Annotated in this window: 22 protein-coding genes; 9 read left to right on the top strand and 13 right to left on the bottom strand. The window is 68.6% G+C overall.

The genetic code is table 11. The annotated features are described in order from the left end of the window. Positions 1-73 precede the first annotated feature (73 nt). The 3 genes from argA (at position 74) to EL288_RS07475 (ending at position 3,760) form a co-directional block, all read left to right on the top strand. Positions 74-1,477 (top strand): amino-acid N-acetyltransferase, encoded by a 1,404-nt coding sequence (gene argA, locus EL288_RS07485; RefSeq protein WP_003813237.1) that lies wholly within the window; start codon positions 74-76, stop codon positions 1,475-1,477. Between the two features lie 73 nt (positions 1,478-1,550). Next, complete coding sequence (locus EL288_RS07480) at positions 1,551-1,823, top strand: oxidative damage protection protein (protein WP_003813239.1); 273 nt, start codon at positions 1,551-1,553, stop codon at positions 1,821-1,823. Positions 1,824-1,876: 53 nt separating this feature from the next. Then, positions 1,877-3,760, top strand: a complete 1,884-nt coding sequence (locus EL288_RS07475) for an alkaline phosphatase family protein (RefSeq protein ID WP_003813241.1) — start codon at positions 1,877-1,879, stop codon at positions 3,758-3,760. Between the two features lie 13 nt (positions 3,761-3,773). On the opposite strand, the gene phoU is transcribed toward EL288_RS07475, so the two are convergent. The 4 genes from phoU to rmuC all read right to left on the bottom strand — a co-directional run bounded on the left by phoU (position 3,774) and on the right by rmuC (position 8,595). After that, a complete protein-coding gene (gene phoU / locus EL288_RS07470) occupies positions 3,774-4,553 on the bottom strand; it encodes a phosphate signaling complex protein PhoU (RefSeq protein WP_003813242.1) in 780 nt (259 codons plus the stop codon). Positions 4,554-4,707: 154 nt separating this feature from the next. Then, the gene (gene rpiA, locus EL288_RS07465) at positions 4,708-5,388 is read right to left on the bottom strand and encodes a ribose-5-phosphate isomerase RpiA (RefSeq protein WP_003813244.1); all 681 of its coding nucleotides are present in this window, start codon (positions 5,386-5,388) and stop codon (positions 4,708-4,710) included. A 53-nt stretch (positions 5,389-5,441) separates the two neighbouring features. Then, positions 5,442-7,100: an isovaleryl-CoA dehydrogenase gene (locus EL288_RS07460; RefSeq protein ID WP_010926810.1), complete on the bottom strand. Its 1,659-nt coding sequence runs from the start codon at positions 7,098-7,100 to the stop codon at positions 5,442-5,444. 79 nt (positions 7,101-7,179) lie between these two features. After that, the gene (rmuC, locus tag EL288_RS07455) at positions 7,180-8,595 is read right to left on the bottom strand and encodes a DNA recombination protein RmuC (RefSeq protein ID WP_003813247.1); all 1,416 of its coding nucleotides are present in this window, start codon (positions 8,593-8,595) and stop codon (positions 7,180-7,182) included. 77 nt (positions 8,596-8,672) lie between these two features. Here rmuC and EL288_RS07450 point away from each other — a divergent pair, with 77 nt between their 5' ends. Next, positions 8,673-9,380, top strand: coding sequence for a PhoP regulatory network YrbL family protein (locus EL288_RS07450; protein ID WP_003813249.1), 708 nt, complete (start codon positions 8,673-8,675; stop codon positions 9,378-9,380). A 7-nt stretch (positions 9,381-9,387) separates the two neighbouring features. Here the strand turns inward: EL288_RS07450 and EL288_RS07445 are convergent, their stop codons facing one another. The 9 genes from EL288_RS07445 to EL288_RS07405 form a co-directional block, all read right to left on the bottom strand. Beyond that, positions 9,388-10,104 (bottom strand): DNA-3-methyladenine glycosylase, encoded by a 717-nt coding sequence (locus tag EL288_RS07445; RefSeq protein ID WP_003813251.1) that lies wholly within the window; start codon positions 10,102-10,104, stop codon positions 9,388-9,390. Positions 10,105-10,108: 4 nt separating this feature from the next. Then, positions 10,109-10,465, bottom strand: a complete 357-nt coding sequence (locus tag EL288_RS07440; protein ID WP_003813253.1) for an arsenate reductase — start codon at positions 10,463-10,465, stop codon at positions 10,109-10,111. Beyond that, complete coding sequence (locus EL288_RS07435; protein ID WP_003813256.1) at positions 10,462-11,271, bottom strand: ABC transporter permease subunit; 810 nt, start codon at positions 11,269-11,271, stop codon at positions 10,462-10,464. Before EL288_RS07435 ends, EL288_RS07440 begins: the two co-directional genes overlap by 4 nt. Next, a complete protein-coding gene (locus EL288_RS07430; RefSeq protein WP_003813258.1) occupies positions 11,268-12,182 on the bottom strand; it encodes an ABC transporter permease subunit in 915 nt (304 codons plus the stop codon). Before EL288_RS07430 ends, EL288_RS07435 begins: the two co-directional genes overlap by 4 nt. Then, the gene (locus tag EL288_RS07425) at positions 12,179-13,306 is read right to left on the bottom strand and encodes an ABC transporter ATP-binding protein (protein ID WP_003813260.1); all 1,128 of its coding nucleotides are present in this window, start codon (positions 13,304-13,306) and stop codon (positions 12,179-12,181) included. The genes EL288_RS07430 and EL288_RS07425 overlap by 4 nt, the downstream gene beginning before the upstream one ends. 6 nt (positions 13,307-13,312) lie before the next feature. Further along, on the bottom strand, positions 13,313-14,416 hold the full coding sequence (locus EL288_RS07420) for a polyamine ABC transporter substrate-binding protein (RefSeq protein WP_003813262.1): 1,104 nt from the start codon (positions 14,414-14,416) through the stop codon (positions 13,313-13,315). A 131-nt stretch (positions 14,417-14,547) separates the two neighbouring features. Next, on the bottom strand, positions 14,548-15,282 hold the full coding sequence (locus EL288_RS07415; protein ID WP_126621905.1) for a 3-deoxy-D-manno-octulosonic acid kinase: 735 nt from the start codon (positions 15,280-15,282) through the stop codon (positions 14,548-14,550). After that, entirely contained in the window at positions 15,272-15,697 is a 426-nt protein-coding gene (locus EL288_RS07410; RefSeq protein ID WP_003813267.1) for a group II truncated hemoglobin, read from the bottom strand. Before EL288_RS07410 ends, EL288_RS07415 begins: the two co-directional genes overlap by 11 nt. After that, on the bottom strand, positions 15,697-18,228 hold the full coding sequence (locus EL288_RS07405; RefSeq protein WP_003813269.1) for an ABC transporter permease: 2,532 nt from the start codon (positions 18,226-18,228) through the stop codon (positions 15,697-15,699). The genes EL288_RS07410 and EL288_RS07405 overlap by 1 nt, the downstream gene beginning before the upstream one ends. A 114-nt stretch (positions 18,229-18,342) precedes the next feature. Between EL288_RS07405 and EL288_RS07400 the strand changes: the two genes are divergently transcribed. The 5 genes from EL288_RS07400 (at position 18,343) to EL288_RS07380 (ending at position 22,741) form a co-directional block, all read left to right on the top strand. After that, positions 18,343-19,317 (top strand): TRAP transporter substrate-binding protein, encoded by a 975-nt coding sequence (locus tag EL288_RS07400; protein WP_003813270.1) that lies wholly within the window; start codon positions 18,343-18,345, stop codon positions 19,315-19,317. An 85-nt stretch (positions 19,318-19,402) separates the two neighbouring features. Next, positions 19,403-19,903 (top strand): TRAP transporter small permease, encoded by a 501-nt coding sequence (locus tag EL288_RS07395; RefSeq protein ID WP_003813272.1) that lies wholly within the window; start codon positions 19,403-19,405, stop codon positions 19,901-19,903. 40 nt (positions 19,904-19,943) lie between these two features. Beyond that, a complete protein-coding gene (locus EL288_RS07390; RefSeq protein ID WP_010926811.1) occupies positions 19,944-21,221 on the top strand; it encodes a TRAP transporter large permease in 1,278 nt (425 codons plus the stop codon). Positions 21,222-21,360: 139 nt separating this feature from the next. Continuing rightward, the gene (locus tag EL288_RS07385) at positions 21,361-21,993 is read left to right on the top strand and encodes a fimbrial protein (protein ID WP_010926812.1); all 633 of its coding nucleotides are present in this window, start codon (positions 21,361-21,363) and stop codon (positions 21,991-21,993) included. A gap of 118 nt (positions 21,994-22,111) precedes the next feature. Beyond that, complete coding sequence (locus tag EL288_RS07380; protein WP_003813275.1) at positions 22,112-22,741, top strand: fimbrial protein; 630 nt, start codon at positions 22,112-22,114, stop codon at positions 22,739-22,741. Positions 22,742-22,830: the final 89 nt, after the last annotated feature.

Here is a 22,830-nt window from a genome sequence, read left to right as displayed (position 1 = left end):
CGCGCGCCCTGCCGCCGGCGCGCGCCGGCCATATAATTTCCGCTGGCCGCATCAGCGCGGCTGACCGGCGGCCATGCAAGACCGCTGCCCGCACCAAGACCACAGGAGTATTCCGACCATCATGCCCGATCTGGAACCAGACACCGTCTCCGCGCTCGAAGCCCCCGAATTCGCCCCCGCGCAATTCGTCCGATGGTTCCGCGAAGTGGCGCCCTACGTGCATGCGTTCCGAGGCAAGACCTTCGTGGTGGCGTTCGGCGGCGAGCTGGTGCAGGCCGGCGCCCTCAATGTCCTGGTGCAGGACCTCTCCCTGTTGTCGGCCCTGGGCATCCACCTGGTGCTGGTGCACGGCTCGCGCCCGCAGGTCAATGAACAGCTGCGCCTGAAGGGCTACACCCAGCAGTTCGGCCGGGGCCTGGCGCCCACCGACCCGGCCGCGCTGGAATGCGCCAAGGAGGCGGCCGGCGAGATCCGCCTGGACATCGAGGCCGCCTTCAGCCAGGGCCTGCCCAACACGCCGATGTCGCATTCGCACATCCGCGTCCTGTCGGGCAACTTCGTCACCGCCCGGCCCACCGGCGTGGTGGACGGCATCGACTACAAGCACACCGGCCAGGTGCGCAAGATCGATGTCGACGCGCTCAAGTTCGCCATCGAGCAGGGCTCGGTGGTGCTGCTCTCGCCGCTGGGCTTCTCGCCCACCGGCGACGCCTTCAACCTGGCCATGGAAGACCTGGCCACCAGCGTGGCGGTGGCCCTGCGCGCCGAGAAACTGATCTTCCTGTCCGGCGAGCCCGGCGTGCTCGACGGCAACGGCGCCGTCGACACCGAGCTGGCGCGCGTGGATGCCGACGCCCTGCTGGCGCGCGGGGAACTGGACGAGGACACCACCTACTTCCTGCAGCATGCCTCGCTGGCCGTCAAGCGCGGCGTGGCGCGCGCCCACCTGGTGCCCTACGCGCTGGACGGCAGCGTGCTGCTGGAGATCTTCACCCACGACGGCGTGGGCACCATGGTGGTCGAGGACACGCTGGACGACCTGCGCGCAGCCACGCTCGACGACGTGGGCGCCATCCTCAGCCTGATCGAACCGCTGGAAGCCGACGGCACCCTGGTGCCGCGCCCGCGCAGCGCCATCGAGCGCGACGTGGAACGCTTCACCGTGCTCGAGCACGATGGCGTGATCTACGGCTGTGCCGCGCTGTATCCGTTCCCCGAGGACCAGATGGCCGAGATGGCCTGCCTGATCGTGCACCCCGAATGGCAGGGCTCCGGCGAAGGCGAGATCCTGCTGCGCCACATGGAGTCGCGCGCCCGCGCCAGCGGCGCGCGCCGCCTGTTCGTGCTGACCACCCGCACTTCGCACTGGTTCATGAAACGCGGCTTCGTACGCGGCGGCGTCGCCGACCTGCCGCGCGACAAGCAGAACAATTACAACCGCTCGCGCAACAGCCTGGTTTTCATCAAGAAACTGTAACCAGCCGGCTTGCCGCCGCGCGCGGCGGCAAGCCGGCTAAAATGGCCTGTTCGCAACTTACCGGCAGCAAACCATGTCCCGTATCGTCAACTGTGTGAAACTCAAGCGCGAAGCCGAAGGGCTGGACTTCCCTCCGTACCCGGGCGAACTGGGCACCCGCATCTGGCAACAGATCTCCAAGGAGGCCTGGGAAGAGTGGAAGCAGATCCAGACGCGCCTGGTCAACGAGAACCGCCTCAACCTGGCCGACGCGCGCGCGCGCAAGTACCTGCAGCAGCAGATGGAACGTTTCCTGTTCGAGGACGGCACCGTCGAAGCGCAGGGCTATGTCCCGCCCTCGGCCTGAGCGCGTCGCGCGTTCGCCTCATCGCAACCGGCCGGCAGGCCGGTTTTTCATTGATGCCCGCCGCTACCGATCCTGACATCGCCGCCCTGGTCGCGCGCGCCGCCGCCGTGGCCCCCGAGCGCCGCAGCGGCACGCTGCGCGACCTCGACCACATCGTCATCCTGATGCAGGAGAACCGCGGCTTCGACCACTACTACGGCGCCCTGCCCGGCGCGCGCGGCCGGGCCGACCCGCACCGCGCGCCCACGCCCGACGGCGACGTGTTCGTCCAGGCGCACGCCGGCCAGCGCCTGGCGCCCTATCCGCTGGCGCCCGCGCTGCCGCCCGGCCAGCCGCTGGGCCACCTGACGCCGCACACCTGGGACGATGCCCAGCGCGCCTGGAACGACGGCCGCATGGACCAGTGGCTGGCGGCCAAGGGCCGGCTGGGAATGGGCTACTACCGCCCGGAGGAACTGCCGCTGCAGACCGCGCTGGCGCGCGCCTTCACGCTGTGCGAGGCCTACCACTGTTCGATGCACGCCGGCACCAACCCCAATCGCCTGTTTCTGTGGACCGGCACCAACGATCCGCACGGCCAGGCCGGCGGCCCGGCGCTGGTCAACACCCATGACCGGCCCGGACCGGCGCACGAAGGCTACGCGTGGACGACCTACCCCGAACGCCTGCAGGCCGCCGGCGTGGACTGGGCGATCTACCAGGACATGGCGGACAACTACCACGACAATCCGCTGGCCGGCTTTCGGCAGTACCGCGCCGAACTGGCCGGCGGCGCGGCCCGGGCGCCGCTGCGCGAGCGCGCCCTGAGCACCCGCACCCTGGCGGCGCTGGCCGAGGACGCGGCCAATGGCCGCCTGCCGCAGGTGGCGTGGATCATCGCGCCCGCCGCGGACTCCGAGCACCCGGAAGTGTCCAGCCCGGCGCAGGGCGCCGCCTTCAGCGCCCGCGTGCTCGACATCCTGACGCGCGACCCGGCGCTCTGGCGACGCTGCGCGCTGCTGCTCACCTACGACGAGAACGACTGCTTTTTCGACCACATGCCGCCGCCCGCGCCGCCCGGCGCGGCGGGCGGCGGCAGCACCGCGGACACCGCGGGCGAATACCACCAGGCGCGCGGCGGCCCTTCGGCCGGCACCCCCGACGACCCGCGCGCGCTGCATGGACGCGCCTATGGCCTGGGGCCGCGCGTGCCCATGCTGGTGGTCTCGCCGTTCAGCCGTGGCGGCTGGCTCGATGCGCGCGTCTATGACCATACCTCGGTCATCCGCCTGCTGGAGTCGCGCTTTGGCGTGGCCGAGCCCAACATCAGCCCATGGCGGCGCGCCGTCTGCGGCGACCTGAGCCACGCCTTCGATTTCACCGGCGCGCAAGACCAGGCGGGCGCGCCAGGACCGCGCAGCCGGCCTTCGCCCTATGCGTGCCATGTCGAAGCCTGGGCGGCCGATGGCCGCCAGCGGGTGCGCATGGCCAACCCGGGCCACGCCACGCTGGTGCTGCACGTGTACGACTGCCTGCGGCTGGCGCAGGGTCCGCGCCGCTACACCATCGAACCGGGCCGGCAATGGGAAGACAGCTGGCCGGATGCCGGCGCAGACCTGGCCTGCGACCTGTGGATACTGGGGCCGGACGGATTCCATCGCCACATCCGCCGCCACGGGGCCGCCGCGCCGCTGGCGGCGGCCTGGCGCGATCAGCCGCCCGCCCTGTTGCTGGAAAACCGGGGTGCGCAAGCCCTGCAGGCGCGGATTGAATCGGCCTATGGCGAGGCGCCCGCGCTGCTGCGGCTGGCGCCGGGCGAGCAGGCCGCCTGGCCATATGAACCATCGGCCAGCCGCGGCTGGTACGACCTGACGGCGAGCGCCGCGGGGCAGTCGTTGCGGCTGGCCGGCCGCATGCGCGCCGCGGGGCCGGGCCGGCCCGACCCGCGCCTGGGCTGACGCGCCCTGCGGCTTACTGCGGGACTTCCGGGGTGGACGCCGGCGTTTCGGCGTTGCCGGCTTTCTCGGCCTTGTCGGCCTTCTCGATGGCTTCTTCGCCGCGCGCCAGGCGCTCGGTGTTCTTGACCCCGGTGTGGCGCACATCGGCGCCCTTGACCATGTAGATCACCCGCTCGGCCATGTTCTTGGCATGGTCGCCGATGCGCTCGAGCGCGCGGGCGATGAAGATCATGTCGATGGCGCGCGAAATGGTGCGCGGGTCTTCCATCATGTAGGTGATCAGGTTGCGCAGCGCCGCCTTCCATTCCTTGTCGACTTCCTTGTCGCTGCGCACGACCTGCGCGGCCAGGATCGGATCCAGGCGCGCGAAGGCGTCCAGCGCCTGGCGCAGCATATTGCCCACGTTCACGGCCATGTGGCGCAGTTCGATCAGGGGAATGTGACGCTGGTCGTTCTCGTACATGCGGCGCACGGCGGTGGCGATCTTCTCGGCCTCGTCGCCCGAGCGCTCCATGTCGGTCAGCATCTTGGAGACGGCCAGCAAGGTGCGCAGGTCGATCGCGGTGGGCTGGTGGCGCGCCAGGATCAGGCTGATGCGCTCGTCGATCTCGACTTCGTGCCGGTTGACCTCTTTCTCGCGCTCGCGCACCTTCTCGACCATGCTCATGTCGCCGGCCGGAATGGCTTCGACCGCTTCGTGGATCATGGCCTCGACGATTCCGCCCATCTGGAGGAACTGCGACCGCACGTGCTGCAGGTCTGCGTCGAATTGTTTGTTGGTGTGCTCCGTCATCCGGACTCCCTGCGTGGTTGGTCTCATCTGTAGTGCCCCTGAAAACGCGGTTGCGCAGAGGGCTGCCCGACCCGCAAGGTTATGACCCGACTATGACAGGATTATGAATCCCCCCCGGAAGACCGGCAAGCCGGCCCCGGGAAGGCGCGCCGGGTCAGCCGCGGCGCTCCAGGCGGCGGATGCCGTCCTGGGTGGCCAGCAGCGCCACATCGGCGCCGGCCAGGGCGAACAGGCCGCAGGTCACCACGCCCGGAATGTCGTTGATGGTCTTCTCCAGCCCCGGCGCGTCGGCGATCGACAGGCCGGCCACGTCCAGGATGATGTTGCCATTGTCGGTAACGAAGCCTTCGCGCAGCGCCGGCTGGCCGCCCAGCCGGCTCAAGCCGCGCGCCACGGCGTTGCGCGCCATGGGAATGACCTCCACCGGCAGCGGAAAGCGGCCCAGCCGCTCGACCAGCTTGGACTCGTCGGCGATGCAGATGTAGCGCCGGGCCACCGAGGCCACGATCTTCTCGCGCGTCAGCGCGCCGCCGCCGCCCTTGATCATGTGCAGGTTGGGATCGATCTCGTCGGCGCCGTCCACGTAGATCGGCATGCTCTGGACATCGTTGAGGTCCAGCACCGCCAGGCCGTGGCCGGCCAGCCGCGCCGCGCTGCGCTCGGAACTGGCCACCGTGCCGCGCAGCCTGCCCTTGAAGCGAGCCAGGCCATCGATGAACAGATCGGCGGTCGAGCCGGTGCCCACGCCGATGATCACGTCCGGCCCGGCTACCTGTTCGACCAATTCGAGTGCCGCGTCGGCGGCTTGTTGCTTGAGTTCTTGCTGAGTAAGCATGGCGATTGCGAGTATGAGCGCGGCAGGCGCGCGAAACCTTGAAGGCCGGAAATTTAGCAGATACCGGGCCAGGCGCGGGCCAGAATCGGGGCCGGATCGTCGATCGGCGCGGCCCCGACGATGCCCGCGGGCGCGTGCAGGCGCGTGGCGGCAAAGGCCGCGCCCACCGGGGCGGGCGCGTGGCGAATCAGCAAGGCAGCCTGCCAGAGCGTGGCCAGCCCGGCGGCCACGCGGCGCGCCAGGGCCTGCGGGACCGAGTCCGGCTGCGCCACCAGCGCCAGCCAGTCGTCCAGCGCCTGGTCGTACGCGGGCACCACGCCGCGCGCGCGGTCCAGCTCGTCGCGCAGGCCCGGCAGCGCCTCGGCCTCGCGCGCCAGGCCGCGCAGCACGTCCAGCGCCATGACATTGCCCGAGCCCTCCCAGATCGAATTGACCGGCGCCTCGCGGTACAGCCGCGCCAGCGGCGCTTCCTCGACGTAGCCGTTGCCGCCCAGCACTTCCATGCATTCGCCCAGCGCGGCGATGGCGCGCTTGCAGACCCACAGCTTGGCCGCCGGCGTACCCACGCGCACCAAGGCGCGCGCGACCGGGTCGGCACGCTCGTCCACGGCGCGCGCCAGCCGCAACGCCAGCACGGTCGCCGCCTCGCTCTCCAGCGCCAGGTCGGCCAGCAGCACCCGCATCAATGGCTGCGCCAGCAGGGCAGTCCCGAAAGCCTGGCGCTGCGCGGCGTGATGCAGGGCCTGCGCCACCGCCTGGCGCAACAGCGCCGCGCTGCCCAGCACGCAATCCAGCCGCGTGGTCGCGGCCATCTCCAGCAATACCGCGGTCCCGCGCCCCGGCTCGCCCAGCATGGCGCCCCAGGCCTGCTCGAACTCCACTTCGGCACTGGCGTTGCTGCGATTGCCCAGCTTGTCCTTCAGGCGGCGCAGGCGCACGGCATTGCGCGGCCCATCGGGCACCCAGCGCGGCACGAAGAAGCAACCCAGCCCTTCGTCGGTACGCGCCAGCACCAGGTGCGCATCGGCGTGCGGCACCGACAGGAACCATTTATGGCCGGTCAGCAGGTAGGCCTGGCCGCGCCCGGGCGCGCCGACCGGCTCGGCGCGCGTGGCCACCGAGCGCAGGTCCGAACCGCCTTGCTTCTCGGTCAGGCCCATGCCGATCAGGGCGCCGCGCTTGCGGCCGATGGGCGCGTCGCTGGCGTCGAACTCGCGCGAATACAGGACGTCGAGCCAGTCGCGCCCGTAGTCGATGACGCCGGCCGGCTCGCGCGCCAGCAAGGGCACCGCGGCGTGGGTCATGGTGGTGGGACACAGGGTGCCGGCCTCCACCTGGCCTTGCATCAGGTAGGCGGCCGCGCGCGCCACGTGCGCGCCCGGCACCGGCTGCGCCCAGGCCCTGCTGTGCAGCCCGCGCGCCACGATGCCGGTCATCAGCGCGTTCCAGGCCGGGTGAAAGGCGACCTTGTCCTGCCGGTGGCCGGTCGGGTCATAGGCCAGCAGGCGCGGCGAATTGCGATTGGCCTCGGCGGCGGCCTCCAGCGTCTGGGCCCGGCCCAGCCATGCGCCGTGCTCGCGCAACTCGGACTCGAAGGCCGCGGCGCCCTCGCGCCGCACGGCCTGCTGCAGCACCGGATCGGTCTCGTACAGCGAATAATCTTCCAGCGGTGCGACCTGGTTGGTCACCAGGTGCGTAAGGAACGGCTGCATGGCGCCTCCGGCCTTGGCGGCGAAAGAATTGGGCGGACCGCCCGCCCCGCCGGGGGCTCGCCGCCCCCGCGCCTGCTCCTCAGGATGGGGAGCCCTGGTCAGCCCCTAGTGTATCGGGTTCGTCGCCCAGCAGCCGGGCCGCCTCGGCCTCCGGCAGGGCCTCGACCGTCCTGAGGTTGCGCAGCATGGCGCGCGTGCGCACCTCGGTCTGGCCGATCCTGTTGCTGGCGGTGTCCAGGGTTTTCTTGACCGTGGCCAGCGATTCGCCGAACTTGGCGAACTCGGTCTTGACCGCGCGCAGCACCTGCCACACCTCGGACGAGCGGCGCTCGATCGCCAGGGTGCGGAAACCCATCTGCAGGCTGTTGAGCAAGGCCGCCAGATTGGCGGGGCCGGCCACGTTCACGCGCAGGCCGTGCAGCTTGTCCAGCAATCCGGGCCGGCGCAGCACTTCCGCGTACAGGCCTTCGGTGGGCAGGAACATGATGGCGAAGTCGGTCGTGTGGGGCGGCGCCACGTACTTGGACGCGATGAGCCGCGCCTGCGTCTCCACGGCCTTGGCCAGCGCCGCGCCGGCGGCGCGGGCGGCCTCCTGCTCGGCCGCATCCTGGGCATCCATCAGGCGCTCGTATTCTTCCTTGGGAAACTTGGCGTCGATGGGCAGCCACACCGGGCCGCCGCCCTCGTCCTTGCCCGGCAGGCGGATCGCGAACTCCACCACCGCATCGCTGCCGGGCACCGGCTTGACGTTGCGCGCGTATTGCTCGGGCGTCATGGCGTCTTCCATGAGCCGCGCCAGCTGCACCTCGCCCCAGGTGCCGCGCGATTTCACGTTGGTCAGCACCCGTTTCAGGTCGCCCACGCCGGCCGCCAGCGTCTGCATCTCGCCCAGGCCCTTGTGCACGGCCTCCAGGCGGTCCGACACCATCCGGAACGACTCGCCCAGGCGCTGCTCCAGCGTCGCGTGCAGCTTCTCGTCCACGGTACGGCGCATTTCCTCGAGCCGCGCGCCATTGTCCGCCTGCAAGGCCTGCAGGCGCTGGTCGACCACCTGGCGCACGTCCTGCATGCGGCGGTCATTCAGTTCGACCAGGCCCTGCAGGCGCTCGCCGAACTGGCTGGCGAAACGCGCCAGCGACTCGCCATGCTCGGCGCGGGCGGCGCGCGCGTCGCGCCCCAGCGTGGCGCGCAGCTCTTCCTGGCTTTGCGCCATCTCGGCGCGCAGCGCGCGCATCGACTCGGCCAGCTCGGCGCGCAACCCGCGCTGGCTCTCCGCCAGGTCGGCGCGCAGCCCCCGGTCCACGCGTTCCAGGCCATCGAGCAGCGCCTGCAGGCGCGCGTCGCCGCCCCGCCCGCGCAGCGCCAGCAGGCAGGCCAGCAGCGCGAACACCGCGGCCGCCACGGTTATCCAAGGCAGATAAGATTCCAAGCCAATCTCCACAAACCACGATTGTAGGAACAGGGGCCGGCTCACGCCAGGACACTGCTTAAGCAAGCCGGCGCAGGCTCACACCGGGCATACAAAAAAAGACTAACATTGCTCGCTGACTGTCATACCGATCCTTTTTTATCGTGCCCTGGCCCGACAACACCGCAGACCACAACACCCATCACGCGCCCCTGCCGGGCAGCGGCTACGCCGCCATGTTCGGCCCGCTGGACCTGAGCCAGGCGCGGCTGCTGGCCCAGGGCGGCGACCGGTACGTGTTCCAGCACCCGCACGAGCCCGCGCTGTTGGTCAAGGTCATGGACATGGAGGCGCGCGCCGTCTATCTGGAGGCGCGCCCGTTCAAGCGCTGGTACAAGCAATTCCAGCGGGAAAGCGCCTACCGCGTCTACCTGAACGAAATCACCGAATACGTCACCACCTCGACCAGCGCCTCGGGTGTCTGGCAGGTGCCGCTGGCGCGCATCGTGGGGCTGGCGCAGACCTCGCTGGGCCTGGGCCTGCTGGCCGAGAAAATCACCGACGCGGCCGGCAACATGGCGCCGACGGTCAGCGATCTGGTCAAGCGCGGCGAATTCGACACGGCGCTGGCCCAGCGCCTGGACCGGTTCTTCGAAGACCTGGCCGACGCCCACATCGTGATCCACGATATCTCGGCCAGCAATATCGCCTGTGGCCGCAATGCCGAAGGCCGCGAAGGCCTGTATCTGATCGACGGCTTCGGCGTGCTGCCGCTGATTCCCACCTATGCCTGGAGCCGGCGCCTGAACCGCAAGCGCATCATGCGCAAGTACGCGGAACTGCGCGCCCGCATGCCCGCCCCGGCGCCCTGAGCCGGCGCTACACGTACAGCGCGCCGTCGGGATCCACCCAATCGAAATCGCGCCCGGCCTGCTGGCCGCGACGCAAGGGATTGCGCGTGCAGAACGCCGCATAGGCCGGATCGACGTAGCGGTACGGCAGGTGCTCGTCGCGCCCGGCCGGGATGCCCAGCCGGGTGGTGCGGACCAGGCGGTCGAGCCGCACGCCCACGTCCTCGACGAAAAACCGCCGCGGGTCGAAGGCCTTGGCGTCCCATTGCGGCACTTTCAGCCCGAGCGCGCGGCACAGCAGGGTCTGGCCCGCGCACAGGCGCGCCGGCGGCCGGGGCTGGCCCTGCGCATCCGGGTTGAGCCGCTGCATGCAGGCCAGCGCGCGCGGCCCGGACACCTCGTCGACCCAGGGATGGCCCGATTTGATCAACACCGCATTACCGGGGCCGGCCGCGCTGAAATTGAGCGAATCGCCGCCGCGCGCGTAGTACATGTAGACCACGCCCCCGTCCATGAACAACGCGCGCCGCTTGTGGGTGTAGCCGAGCGAGGCGTGGCTGCCCTTCTCGGCCAGGTAATAGGCTTCCGTCTCGATGATGCGCGCCGACAGCCACAGGCCGTCCACGCGGTGGCGCACCACCTTGCCCAGCAGGTCGCGCGCGAGCTGCTGGGCGTCGCGGTTGAAGAAAGCGGCCGGCAGGGCCGGGCCCGGCTGCGGCCGGGCCGTGCGCGCAGGGGCCGGCATACGATCAGGCGAAGCGCTCGCCGTAGCGCTTTTCCGAGAAACCAACGGTCACCTCGCCGTCCGGCGTCACGGTAACGGGGCGGCGCACCAGCGCCGGGTACTCGGCGATCAGCGCGGTCCATTCGGCATCGCTGCGGGCCGCCTTGCGCTCGTCGGACAGCGCGCGCCAGGTCATGGACGTGCGGTTGACCAGCTTTTCCCAGCCGCCCACCTTGCCGGCCCATTGCTTGAGCGTGGCCGCCGGCACGGGATGGTCGCGATAATCGACAAAGTCATGCGCCACGCCGCGGGCCGCCAGCCAGTCGCGCGCCTTCACGCAGGTGCTGCACTTGTTCAGACCATACAGGGTGACTTGTTTCATCGGTTATCGGCCTCCTTGCGCCACTGCAACCGGTTGGCGATGATCACGCAGGTGCCGACCGCCAGGATGAACAGGGTGGCCAGCGCGTTGATCTCGGGCTTGAGCCCCAGGCGAACGCGCGAGAACACCTCCATCGGCAGGGTCGACGACCCCGGCCCCGACAGGAACGACGCGATCACCACATCGTCCAGCGAAAGCGTGAATGCCAGCAGCCAGGCCGACACCAGCGCCGGGGCGATCAGCGGCAGCGTGATCGCGAAAAATACCTTGATGGGCGTGGCGCCCAGATCGAGCGCGGCCTCTTCGAGCGAGCGGTCCATGTCGCGGATGCGCGACTGGACCACGACCGCCACGAACGCCATGCACAGCGTGACGTGGCCCACCCAGATGGTGAACACGCCGTTCTGCTCCGGCCAGCCCAGGTGGCCACGCATCTCGACGAACATCAGCAAGAGCGAGATGCCCAGCACGACCTCGGGAATGACCAGCGGCGCGCTGAGCATGCCCACGTACAGCGTGAAGCCGCGAAAGCGGCCCATGCGCCCCAGCACGTAGCCGGCCCAGGTGCCGATGATGGTGGCGGCGGTGGCCGTCAGGACGGCGATCTTGAACGACAGCCAGGCGGCGCGCAGCAAGGCGCTGTCCTCGAGCAGCGAGCCATACCAGCGCAGCGAGAATCCGGTCCAGGATGTCACCACCGGCGAATCGTTGAACGAGAAAACCATCAGGCTGATGATGGGCACGTACAGGAAGAAGTACCCGAGGCCCAGCACCAGCATCCGCAACGACTTGTTGGGCCCCTTCATCGGCGGCCTCCGCCGGCGAAATCCTGCTGCTTGATCTGGTTGTACTGGAACAGGGCCAGCGGCACCAGCAGCAACAGCACCATCACGCAGGTGACGGCCGAGGCCATCGGCCAATCGGTGTTGTTGAAGAACTCGTTCCACATGACACGCCCCATCATCAGGGTGTCGGCGCCGCCCAGCATTTCCGGGATGACGTACTCGCCCACCGACGGGATGAACACCAGCATGGCGCCGGCGATCACGCCCGGCCGCGACAATGGCACGGTGATGCGCCAGAACGCCTGCCACGGCCGCGCGCCCAGGTCGTAGGCGGCTTCGAGCAGGCGCAGGTCCATCTTCACCAGGTTGGCGTACAGCGGCAGGATGAAGAACGGCAGGTAGGCATAGACCAGGCCGATGTAGACGGCCAGGTCGGTACGGTATATTTCCAGCGGACTGGAAATCAGGCCCAGGCTCATCAGCAGCTTGTTCAGCAGGCCGTCGTTGCGCAGGATGCCCACCCACGCGTAGACGCGCAGCAGCAGCGAGGTCCAGAACGGCAGGATCACGGCCAGCAGCAGCAGATTGCGCAGCGCGGGCGCCGAACGCGCGATGTAGTAGGCGATCGGATAGCCGATGAGAATGCAGCACAGCGTGGTGATCGCCGCCATCTTGACCGAATTGAGGTAAGTGGCGACATACAGGCTGTCGGTGAACAGCAGGACATAGCCGCGCAGGTGCAGGCTGAGCTGCACGGCCTCGTCCTTGAACTCGGCCAGCGGCGTGTACGGCGGAATGCCGAACTGCAGCTCCGCGAAGCTGATCTTGAACACCAGCAGGAACGGCACCAGCAGGAACAGCACCAGCCAGGCGAACGGCGGCACGATGGCCACCGTGCGGCGCGATGGCCGCGGCAGGGCGAACCGCCTCATGACGAGAACACCGTCGCGCTATCGGCGTCCCAGCTGACGAAGACCTCCTCGTCGATGCCGGGCGCGTCCTGGCGCGCCAGTTGCAGGCTGGGGACGCTGGCCTCGACGATCTTGCCCGAGTCCAGGCGGATCTGGTAGAGGCCGTAGCTGCCCATCCAGGCCATGTGGGTGACCATGCCATGCGCCCAGTTGTGCTCGGCCTCGGGCTGCTCGCGCAGGACCACCAGCCGCTCGGGCCGGATCGATACGTGCACTTCCATGCCCAGCGGCTCGCTTACGCCGTGGCTGACGTACAGCGGCCGGGTCAGCTCGCCCGACTCGATGGCGACATGGTCGGGCTCGTCGACCACGATGGTGCCCGAGAACAGGTTGGTCGAGCCGATGAAGCCCGCCACGAAACGCGAATTCGGAAACTCGTAGACGTCCTGCGGGGTGCCGCACTGCACGATCTGGCCTTCGGTCATGACGGCCAGGCGGTGCGCCATGGTCATGGCCTCTTCCTGGTCGTGCGTCACCATGATGCAGGTCACGCCGACCTGCTGCAGGATCTTGACCAGCTCGATCTGCGTTTTCTGGCGGATCTGCTTGTCCAGCGCCGACATCGGCTCGTCGAGCAACAGCAGCTTGGGCCGCTTGACCAGGCTGCGCGCCAGCGCCACGCGCTGCTGCTGCCCGCCGGACAGCTGGTGCGGCTTGCGGCGCGCGTAGCCGGCCATCTGGACCAGGTCCAGCGCCTCGAACACGCGGTCATGGATCTCGGCGCGGTCCACCCCTTCCTGCTTCAGGCCGAAGGCCACGTTGGCCTCGACCGTCATGTGCGGAAACAGCGCGTACGACTGGAACATCATGTTCACCGGCCGGCGGTACGGCGGCACATTGGTGATGTCCTCGCCGTCGAGCAGGATCTGCCCCGAGGTGGCGTCCTCGAAGCCGGCCAGCATGCGCAGCAGCGTCGACTTGCCGCTGCCAGAGCTGCCCAGCAGCGCGAAGATCTCGTTGCGCCGTACGGACAGGTTGACCGACTGCACGGCCACCACGTCGCCGAAAATCTTGACGACGTCGGAGACCTTGACGAATTCGTCCGGATCGGCGGAATGCTGCGCCGAATAGCGGATGTCGCTCATGATGGCTCAGCGTCCGGACTTCAGTTCGGCCCACATGCGCGTCTGCAGGCGCTGCACGTTCAGCGGCTGGGCCTTGATCACGTACAGGGTCTTGGACACGTCGGCGGGCGGGTAGATCATCGGGTTGTCGGCCACGTCCTTGACCACGAACTCGCGCGCCGCCTTGTTGGCGTTGGGATAGAACATGGTGTTGGTGATGGCCGCGTGCACCTGCGGCGTCTCGATATAGTTGATGAAGGCGTGCGCCTCCTCGGGATGCGGGGCGTCCTTGGGAATGGCCATCACGTCGAACCAGGCGGGCGCGCCGCCCTTCGGGATGAAGTAATTGATCTCGTACGGCTTCCTGGCCTCCTGGGCCCGGCGGCGCGCGATCATCACGTCGCCCGAAAAGCCGTAGACCATGCACAGGTCGCCCACCGCCAGCTCGTCGATATAGCCCGACGAGCTGAACTGGCGGATATAGGGCCGGATCTGCTTGAGCAGGGCCAGGGCTTCCTTGTAGTCGTCCGTGTTGGCGCTGTTGGGATCCTTGCCCAGGTATTTGAGCACCGCCGGGAACACCTGCGCGGCCTCGTCCAGCATGGAGATGCCGCACTCCTTCAGCTTGGCGGCGTTCTCGGGCTTGAACAGCATGTCCCAATTGGCCAGGTCCACGCCCTCGCCCATGATCTGCCTGACCTTGGTGACGTTGTAGCCCAGCCCGTTGGTGCCGTAGCCCCACGGGATCACGTACTGGTTGCCCGGGTCGATGGTGGCGACCAGCGCCATGACGTCGGGGTCGAGATTCTTCCAGTTGGGGATCTTGGACTTGTCCAGCTTCTGGTACAGCCCGCCCTCGATCTGGCGCGACGCATAGTGGGTCGAGGGCACGACCACGTCGTAGCCCGACTTGCCCGTCAGCAGTTTGGCCTGCAGGGTATCGTTGTTGTCATAGACGTCATAACGCACCTTGATGCCGGTTTCCTTCTCGAAACCGGGGATGGTGTCGGGCGCCGTATATTCGGCCCAGTTGTAGACGTTGACGACCTTGTCTTGCGCCGCTGCCGGCGACATCGCCGCCGCCAGCACTGCGCCGCCCAATACGCAGCGCAACCGTGCCGAGAATTTCATCGCGAACCCCCTGCCATGATGCGATTTTCGATAATTGCCAAAAGGCGGAATCATAAAGCCTTTTAGGAGCGGGCTGGTCGCAAATCCAGCCCTGAACAAGCAGTTTTCGCCCGCGCGCTACGCCGGGCGGCTCATGCCCTTGCGGTCCCGCGCGCCCAGGCGGCCCGGTAGGCCGGCTCCAGCCTCTGCCAGAAGTCCTGCCCCCGCTCGCCGCCGACCTTGACGAGGGAACGGCGCAGGCGCGCCAGGTTGCCCTGGCGCCCCCGCTCGGACACGCCGCCGGCCGTGCCCCGGTCGAAATCGATCAGCCATGCCAGCCCGCCCGGGTCCAGCAGGATATTGAAGGCGTTCAGGTCGGCATGCCAGACGCCCGCCCGGTGCATGGCCGCGATGGCGCGCGCCACCGCCTCCCAGACGGGCTCGTCGAGCAGGCTGGCCAGCGGCCGGGCCGCCGGGATGCGCTCGACCAGGATCGCCGCCCGGTACGTCAGGCCGTGGCGCCAGTAGCCGGCCGCCAGCGGCGCCGGCACGGCCAGGCCCTGCTCGCGCATGTGCGCCAGCAGGCGGTACTCGCGCAGGCCGCGGGTACGCGCCTCGCCTTGCCACACATAGGCATCGCGGCTGACGCGCGCCGCCAGGCCGCCGCGCCGGTAGCCGCGCAGCACACCCTGCCAGCCGGGCGTGGCGACGAACCACGCCGCCTGCCTGCCGCCCGCCGCCACCGGCTGCGCGGCCGCGCCATAGCTGGACGGATCGAACAGCGCCGGCCCGGGCGCCTCGATACGCGCCGCGTCGTACAGCATGGCGCCGGCCGGCGCCTCGCGCCAGGCCAGGCGTTCGGTGCGCGCCCGGGTATCAGCCGGCACGGTTGCGCATCCAGTCGGCCGTGCCGTAGAAGGCCTGCAGCAGGCGATCGACCAGGGCCGCGGGCAATTGCTGGTCCTGCATGGCGCGGCCCATGCACGCCACCCACTGGTCGCGCTCGATCTCCCCGATCGAGAACGGCAGGTGCCGCGCGCGCAGGCGCGGATGGCCGAAGCGCTCGATATAGTGGTCCGGACCGCCGAAGTAGCCGCACAGGAACCAGAACAGCTTGTCGCGCGCCTGCTCCAGGCTGGGGCCATGGGCATCGCGCAGCGCCTTGAAGTCGGACTCCATGTCCATCAGGTCGTAGAACCGGTCGACCAGCTCGCGCACGCCGGGCTCGCCGCCGAGCATGTCGAAAACGGTCTTGGAGGTGTCCAGCGGCTCGGAAATCGGCTGGACGCGGGTCGTCGTCATTACGCTTCTCGCAAAGTAACCAGCGGCGGCGTGCGCAGCACGCCCCGCAAAGCCAGGGCGCCGCCAGCCCACGCCCCCAGCATGCCGGCCAGTGCGCCGGCCAGCCAGGGCCACCACTGCAGGCTGATGGCGAAATCGAATACCTGGGTCGACAGCACCCAGGCCACGGCGGTGGCGCCGCCGGCGGCCAGCAGGCCCGCCAGGCCACCCACCGCCAGCAGTTCCAGGCGCTGCGCGCGGGCCAGTTGGCGGCGGGTCGCGCCCAGCGCGCGCAGCACCGCGGCCTCACGCACGCGTTCGTCGCGGGTGGCCGTCAGCGCGGCCGCCAGCACCAGCACGCCGGCCGCCAGTGTAAACAAGAACAACAGCTGCACGGCCTTGACCACTTCGTCCAGCACGGTCTGCAATTGCCCGAGGATCGCCCCCACGTCGAACACGGTCAGGTTGGGAAAGGCCTGCACCAGGTCGCGCAGCACGGCGGCCTTGGCGGGCGGCAGGTGGAACGAGGTGATCCAGCTCTGCGGCGCGTCGGCCAGCGCCTGCGGCGAGAGGATGGCGAAGAAGTTCACGCGCATCGAATCCCAGTCGACCCGGCGGGTGCCGCTGACCACCACCTCGACCTGCTGTCCGGCGATGTCGAATCCCAGCTTGTCGCCCACCGCCAGCTTCAGCGAGCGGGCCAGCCCGGACTCCAGCGACACCTCGGCCGCGTCGGGGCGCAGCCAGCGCCCCTGCTCCACCCGGTTCGACTCGGGCAGCGTATCGCCATAGGACAGGTTGAATTCGCGATCCACCAGCCGCTTGGCGCGCGGCTCGTCGAAATCGTCCGGACCGACCGGCCGGCCGTTGACGCTGACCAGGCGGCCGCGCACCATCGGCCACAGATGGACCTGGCCCAGGCCGGCGTCGGCCAGCCGCTGCATGACGGCGTCGCGCTGGTCGGGTTGCACATTGATCAGGAAACGGTTGGGCGCGTCGGGAGGCAGCGTGCGCTGCCAGCCGGCGATCAGGTCGGTGCGCGTCATGGTCAGCAGCAACAGGGCCATCAGGCCGATTGCCAGCGCGCACACCTGCGTGATGGTGGCCGCCCGGCGCCGCACCACGCCGGCCAGCGCAAAGCGCAAGGCCGGCAGGCCGGCCGCGGCGCGGCGCAGCCGCGCCAGCGCCTGCACGGCCAGCCAGGCCACCAGCGCGAACACGGCGAAGGCTCCCAGGAAACCGCCGGCCACCACCGCGCCCAGGCGCGCGTCGCCGGCAAACCACCAGATGAGCAAACCCAGGCCGACGGCCCCCAAGGCATAGCCGCCCGCGCCACGCGCGCGCAGGCGATCGGCGTCGCGCCGCAGCACCCTGGCCGGCGGCACGTGGCGCAGCTGCGCCAGCGACGGCAGCGCGAAACCCAGCAGCATCAGCAGGCCGGTCAGCACGCCCTGGGCCGCCGGGATCGCCGACGGCGCCGGCAGGCTGGTGTCGATCAGCTGGCCCAGCGCCAGCACCAACCCCTGATGCACCGCATAGCCCAGCAAGCAGCCGACGGCCGAGGCCGCCAGCCCCACCAGCGCGAATTCCAGCACCAGCATGCGCGTCACCTGCGCCTGCACCGCGCCCAGGCAGCGCATGACGGCGATGCCGTCGCGATGCCGCTGCATGAAGCGGCCGGCCGCCAGCGCCACGGCCACCGCCGAAATCAGCACCGCCAGCAGCGCCACCAGCGCCAGGAAGCGCTGCGCCCGGTCCAGGGTGCGCCGCACCTCCGGCCGGCCCGACTCGAGCGTGGCCAGTTTCTGGCCACGCTGCAGATGCTGGCCCAGCCATTGCCCGTAGGCGGCCACGGCGTCGGGCTGCCCGGCCGCCAGCAGGGCATAGCCGATGCGGCTGCCCGGCGCCACCAGTCCGGTGGCGGGCAGGTCGGCGGTGCGCAGCATGACGCGCGGCGCCACATTGACGAACTGCATGCCGCGATCGGGCTCGTAGGTGATGACGCGCTCGATGCGCAGCCGGGCATCGCCCAGGCCCAGCGTGTCGCCCACCTGCACGCCCAGCAGCGTCAGCAGCTGGGCGTCGACCCAGACGGCGCCCAGCGCCGGCACATCGCGGGTGGGCGCGTCCTGGGCAAAGGGCGCCTCGGCCACCCGCAGGCTGCCGCGCAGCGGATAGCCCGGCTCGACGGCCTTCAGGGAGGCCAGCTGGGCATTGCCGTTGGCGCTGGCCATGGACGGGAACTGCAAGGTACTGGAAACCGACAGCCCCGCCTGGCGCGCCCGCTGCGCGAACTCGGCCGGCACCGGCTCATCGGCCTCCAGCACCAGGTCGGCGCCCAGCATCTGGCCCGCATCGCGCTCCAGCGCCCGGCCGACCCGGTCGGCCAGGAAGCCCACGCTGGTGACGGCGGCCACCGCCACCACCAGCGCCAGCACCAGCAGGCGCAGCTCGCCGGCGCGCGCGTCGCGCATCATCATGCGCAAACCCAGGCGCAGGGTCGGCAACCAGCCCTGGCGGGCGGGGCTGCGGGCATCAGGGAAATCCATCATCGGGCAATCGTAACCAAGTAGGAGAGTTGTCAGGGAATCCCGCTATCATGCGCGAGGGGCAGTCCGGCGCGACTGTCAAGCAACAATATTAATTAACGAAACGGAGAAGACACTATGCGCAAGTCCTGGCTTGCGGCCGCGACGCTGGCCGCCTGCACCGTTGCCGCCTCCCTGCCCGCCGCGGCCCAGACCACCCTGAAAATGGCCTATGCCCTGTCGACCTCGTCGCATTACGGCGCGGGGGCCGAGGCTTTCGCCAAATCCATCGAAGGCGCCTCGGGCGGCAAGTACAAGGTACAGCAATTCGCCAACAGCGCCCTGGGCGGCGAACGTGAGGTTATCGAGGGCCTGCAGATCGGCACCATAGACCTGGCCATCGTCTCGACCGGCGCCACGCTCAATTTCGTGCCCGAGACCGGCGTGTTCGACATCCCGTTCCTGCTGCGCGACCTGCCGCACGCCCGCGCGGTGCTCGACAGCAAGATAGGCCAGGATATGCTGGCGAAGTTCCCCGACCGGGGCATCATCGCCCTGGCCTGGGGCGAACAGGGCTTTCGCCACCTGACCAACAACGTGCGCCCGGTCAAGACGCCGGCCGACGCCAAGGGCCTGAAGATCCGCACCACCGAGAACCCCATCCACATCACGGCATTCCGCCAGATCGGGATCCTGCCCACGCCGATGGCCTGGCCCGAAGTCGCCACCGCCTTGCAGCAGGGTACCATCGACGGCCAGGAGAACCCGCTCTCGGTCATCACCTCGGCCAAGCTGTCGCAGCTGCAGAAGTACCTGTCGCTGACCGGCCATGTATATGGCCCGGCCCTGGTGCTGATGTCCGCCAACGTCTACAACGGCCTGTCGGACGCCGAAAAAGCCAGCTTCAAGGCGGCCGGCAAGGACTCGGCGCAGGCCATGCGCGCCTACGTCGACAACATCGAGCAGACCGGCGTGGAGCAATTGAAGAAGGAAGGCATGGAGGTCAGCGAGGTCGATCGCGCCGCGTTCGCCGCCGCGGTCGAGCCGGCCTACGCCGAGTACTACAAGAAGTTCGACAAACAGCTTATCCAGTCCATTCGCGACACCAAGTAAGCCTGTCCGCGCCGCCCGGCCTCCCTCGGCCGGCGCGGCGCCCGGCGGCCCGCCCCGCGGCCGTCCTCCCACCCCGGAAACCATCATGCGACTGCTTTGCACCGCCGAGCGCGCGCTGTTCCGACTGGTTTCGGCAATTGCCCAGATCCTGCTGATTGCCGCCGCCTGCGCCGCGTTCTACCAAGTCATTGCCCGTTTCATCCTGCATTCCCCCGCGGACTGGAGCGAAGTCGCCACGCGCGCGCTGCTGATCTGGACCGTGCTGCTGGGCGTGGCGCTGGCTTTCCGGCACGGCGCCATGATCAGCGTGGAGCTGCTGCGCAACACCCTGCAAGGCGCCGCGCGCCGCCTGCTCGAGCACGCCATTGCCCTGACCTGCATCGCCTTCCTGGCGTTCATCGCCTGGATCGGCGGCCAGATGACCTGGCGCGTGCGCTTCCAGAACGTGCCCAGCCTGGACATTTCCATTTCGTGGATCTATCTGGCGATACCGGTCGGCGCCACGCTGGCGGTCATCGCCGTGCTGGCGCGCTGGCTGGCCGGCGAGCAGGACGACGTACCGGTGCGCAACGACGCGCAGGGCTGAGGCCCGTTCCCATCCCTTCGAGCAACCTGGGCTGTCCATCATGTCGCAGTTGATGATTCTCTCGATGTTGATTTTCTTCGGGCTGTCGGTGCCGGTCGCGGTGGCGATCGGCATCGCGGCCCTGACCGGCGTGTCGGTGGGCGGCCTGCCCTGGCTGGTGGTGGCGCAGCAGATCTACGCGGCCCTGGACAAATACCCGCTGGTGGCCATTCCCTTCTTCATCCTGGCCGGCAACCTGATGGAGGCCGGCGGGATCTCCGAGCGCATGGTCGAATTCGCCAAGAGCCTGGTGGGCGGCATACAGGGCGGCCTGGCGTGCACCTGCGTGCTGACCTGCATGATCTTCGCGGCGGTGGCCGGCTCCAGCGTGGCGACCACCTTCGCGGTGGGCGCGATCCTGATTCCGGCCATGGTCCGCCACGGCTACCCGGCGCCGTTCGCCGCGTCGCTGCAGGCCAGCGCGGCCGAGCTCGGCGTGATCATTCCGCCGTCCATTCCCATGATCCTGTTCGCCGTGTCCACCGACACCTCCACCGGCGAGCTGTTCATCGCAGGCGTCATGCCCGGCGTGCTGATCGGCCTGGCGCTGATGCTGTATGTATGGCTGTACGCGCGCCGCAATGGCCTGGGCAAGCAGGACGGCGCGGGCCGCCTGCCGGTGTGGCAGGCGTTCAAGCGGGCCTGGCTGGCCCTGCTGATGCCGGTCATCATCCTGGGCGGCATCTACGGCGGCGTGTTCACGCCCACCGAGGCGTCGGTGGTCGCGGTCATGTACGCGGTGCTGATAGGCTGGCTGGTCTACCGCCGCCTGTCGTTCGGCCTCATTTCGACCACCCTGCATCGCTCGGTGATCTCGACCGCGGTCATCATGTTCGTGATCGCCAACGCGGGCGTCTTCAGCTTCCTGCTCAACCGCGCCGGCATCCCGGACGCGCTGGGCGTATGGCTGAGCCAGCTGTTCGACAACCACTTCACCTTCCTGATGGGCGTGAACGCGGCGCTGTTCGTGATCGGCATGTTCATCGAGACCTCGGCCTCGGTGGTGGTGCTGGCGCCGCTGCTGCTGCCCGTGGCCATGAAGTTCGGCGTCGAGCCGGTCCACTTCGGCGTCATCATGGTGGTGAACCTGGCACTGGGCATGATCACTCCGCCCTTCGGCGTCAACCTGTTCGCCGCCTGCGCGGTCGCCAAGCTGCCGCTGGAGCGCCTGGTCCGGCCGCTGGTCCCGTTCGTCGGCGTGGTGGTCGCGTGCCTGCTGGTCATTACTTACTGGCCCGGCCTGTCGCTGGGCCTGCGCGACCTGGTCTATGGCCGCTAGTCCCATACGCCCCCCGCGCCTGCGCCTAGGAATAGGCGCAGGCCATCCTCATATAAATCCCACACGACCAACAGCCCAGACCTCAGTCAACTTTTAATATTCTTGTAATCGCATCCTTAGTGACATAGCGATTTATCACGTGAAGCAAGAATTTTCCTCCATCCAGTTCAAGGCGGCGCTTCTGGCCGCCGGCCTGGTCCTCCAGGTTCCCGCCCATGCCAACGATGGCACGATCGTCATCACCGGCGCCATCACCGATACCACCTGCATCATCGAGGACCCCTCAGGCCCGAATCACACCAAGGTCGTACAGCTACCCAAAATCTCCAAGAGCGCATTGAAGGTCAAAGGCGACCAGGCCGGCCGCACGCCATTCACGATCAGCCTGAAAGACTGCCCGGCCGATCTCGGCAACGGCGTCAAGGTCTATTTCGAGCCCGGTCCCACCACCAACTACGCCACCGGCGATCTCAAGGCGTACAAGCTGGCCTACGCCACCAACCCCAACGCCACCCCGCTCAACAGCATCGTTGCGGCAACTCCCGCCACCGGCGTGGAAATCCGGATCTCCAACCTGGACGACAGCAAAATCCCGATGGGCGTCGACGTCACCAACCAGCGCGCACAGGGGTTCAATCCCGTGGAACAAACCGGCGACACCAACAAACGCACCGTGACCATGCGCTACCTCGCCTCGTACGTAAAAGCGGATGGCGACATCCAGGCCAGCGCCATCACCACTTATGTGGGTTTTTCCGTGGTCTATCCTTAAGCAGGCCGCCCGACAATGAGGCGGGTTCCTACACACCTATCAGCCCCCCCCCCCCCCCCCCGACCACCTCTAATATTCTTGCTTCCATTGTTATATTGGCACTCGAGCCAGTTTCCGCATGAAGCAAGTCCCCCCGCACTTCCTCCTCGCGCCGGCCGTCCTGGCCGGCGTCCTCGCCTGGCACATTCCGGCGCGCGCCAACGACGGCACGATCGTCATCACCGGTACGATTACCGACACCACCTGCATGGTCGAGGACCCCGCCGGCCCCAGCCATACCAAGGTCGTGACCCTGCCCAAGATTGCCAAGACCGCCTTGAAGAACGTTGGCGACCAGGCCGGCCGTACCCCTTTCATCATCAAGCTGAAGGATTGCCCGTCCAGCCTGGGCAACGGCGTCAAGGCCTATTTCGAACCGGGCCCGACCACTGACTACAGCACCGGCGACTTGCGGGCATACAAGATGGTCTATGCCACCAATCCGCAAACCCAGCTGAGCAACATCACCGCCGCAACCGAGGCCCAGGGCGTGCAGGTACGGATTTCCAATCTCAATGACTCCAAGATCACCATGGGTGCGGACGAGGCGACCCAGCAGGCGGCAGGCTTCGACCCCGAAGTGCAGACCGGTGAGGCCAGCAAGCGAACCGTCACGATGCGCTACCTGGCCTCCTACGTCAAAAAGAACGGCGACGTCGAAGCCAGCGCCATCACCACTTATGTGGGTTTTTCCGTGGTCTACCCTTAAGCAGGCCCGCCCGACAATGCGGCGGGTTCCTACATATCTATCAGCCCCCCCCCCGGCGACCTCTAATATTCTTGCTTCCTCCGTAATTC

It is taken from the genome of Bordetella bronchiseptica, assembly GCF_900636925.1.
Taxonomy (GTDB): Bacteria; Pseudomonadota; Gammaproteobacteria; order Burkholderiales; family Burkholderiaceae_B; genus Bordetella; species Bordetella pertussis.
Note: the sequence above shows the minus strand (reverse complement) of the source record. Positions and strands in the feature narration are given on the sequence as shown.

Coding starts and splice junctions, on each gene's coding strand:
- argA (WP_003813237.1), top strand. CDS start 74: ATGCAAGACCGCTGCCCGCACCAAGACCACAGGAGTATTCCGACCATC.
- EL288_RS07480 (WP_003813239.1), top strand. CDS start 1,551: ATGTCCCGTATCGTCAACTGTGTGAAACTCAAGCGCGAAGCCGAAGGG.
- EL288_RS07475 (WP_003813241.1), top strand. CDS start 1,877: ATGCCCGCCGCTACCGATCCTGACATCGCCGCCCTGGTCGCGCGCGCC.
- phoU (WP_003813242.1), bottom strand. CDS start 4,553: ATGACGGAGCACACCAACAAACAATTCGACGCAGACCTGCAGCACGTG.
- rpiA (WP_003813244.1), bottom strand. CDS start 5,388: ATGCTTACTCAGCAAGAACTCAAGCAACAAGCCGCCGACGCGGCACTC.
- EL288_RS07460 (WP_010926810.1), bottom strand. CDS start 7,100: ATGCAGCCGTTCCTTACGCACCTGGTGACCAACCAGGTCGCACCGCTG.
- EL288_RS07445 (WP_003813251.1), bottom strand. CDS start 10,104: ATGCCGGCCCCTGCGCGCACGGCCCGGCCGCAGCCGGGCCCGGCCCTG.
- EL288_RS07440 (WP_003813253.1), bottom strand. CDS start 10,465: ATGAAACAAGTCACCCTGTATGGTCTGAACAAGTGCAGCACCTGCGTG.
- EL288_RS07435 (WP_003813256.1), bottom strand. CDS start 11,271: ATGAAGGGGCCCAACAAGTCGTTGCGGATGCTGGTGCTGGGCCTCGGG.
- EL288_RS07430 (WP_003813258.1), bottom strand. CDS start 12,182: ATGAGGCGGTTCGCCCTGCCGCGGCCATCGCGCCGCACGGTGGCCATC.
- EL288_RS07425 (WP_003813260.1), bottom strand. CDS start 13,306: ATGAGCGACATCCGCTATTCGGCGCAGCATTCCGCCGATCCGGACGAA.
- EL288_RS07420 (WP_003813262.1), bottom strand. CDS start 14,416: ATGAAATTCTCGGCACGGTTGCGCTGCGTATTGGGCGGCGCAGTGCTG.
- EL288_RS07410 (WP_003813267.1), bottom strand. CDS start 15,697: ATGACGACGACCCGCGTCCAGCCGATTTCCGAGCCGCTGGACACCTCC.
- EL288_RS07405 (WP_003813269.1), bottom strand. CDS start 18,228: ATGATGGATTTCCCTGATGCCCGCAGCCCCGCCCGCCAGGGCTGGTTG.
- EL288_RS07400 (WP_003813270.1), top strand. CDS start 18,343: ATGCGCAAGTCCTGGCTTGCGGCCGCGACGCTGGCCGCCTGCACCGTT.
- EL288_RS07395 (WP_003813272.1), top strand. CDS start 19,403: ATGCGACTGCTTTGCACCGCCGAGCGCGCGCTGTTCCGACTGGTTTCG.
- EL288_RS07390 (WP_010926811.1), top strand. CDS start 19,944: ATGTCGCAGTTGATGATTCTCTCGATGTTGATTTTCTTCGGGCTGTCG.
- EL288_RS07380 (WP_003813275.1), top strand. CDS start 22,112: ATGAAGCAAGTCCCCCCGCACTTCCTCCTCGCGCCGGCCGTCCTGGCC.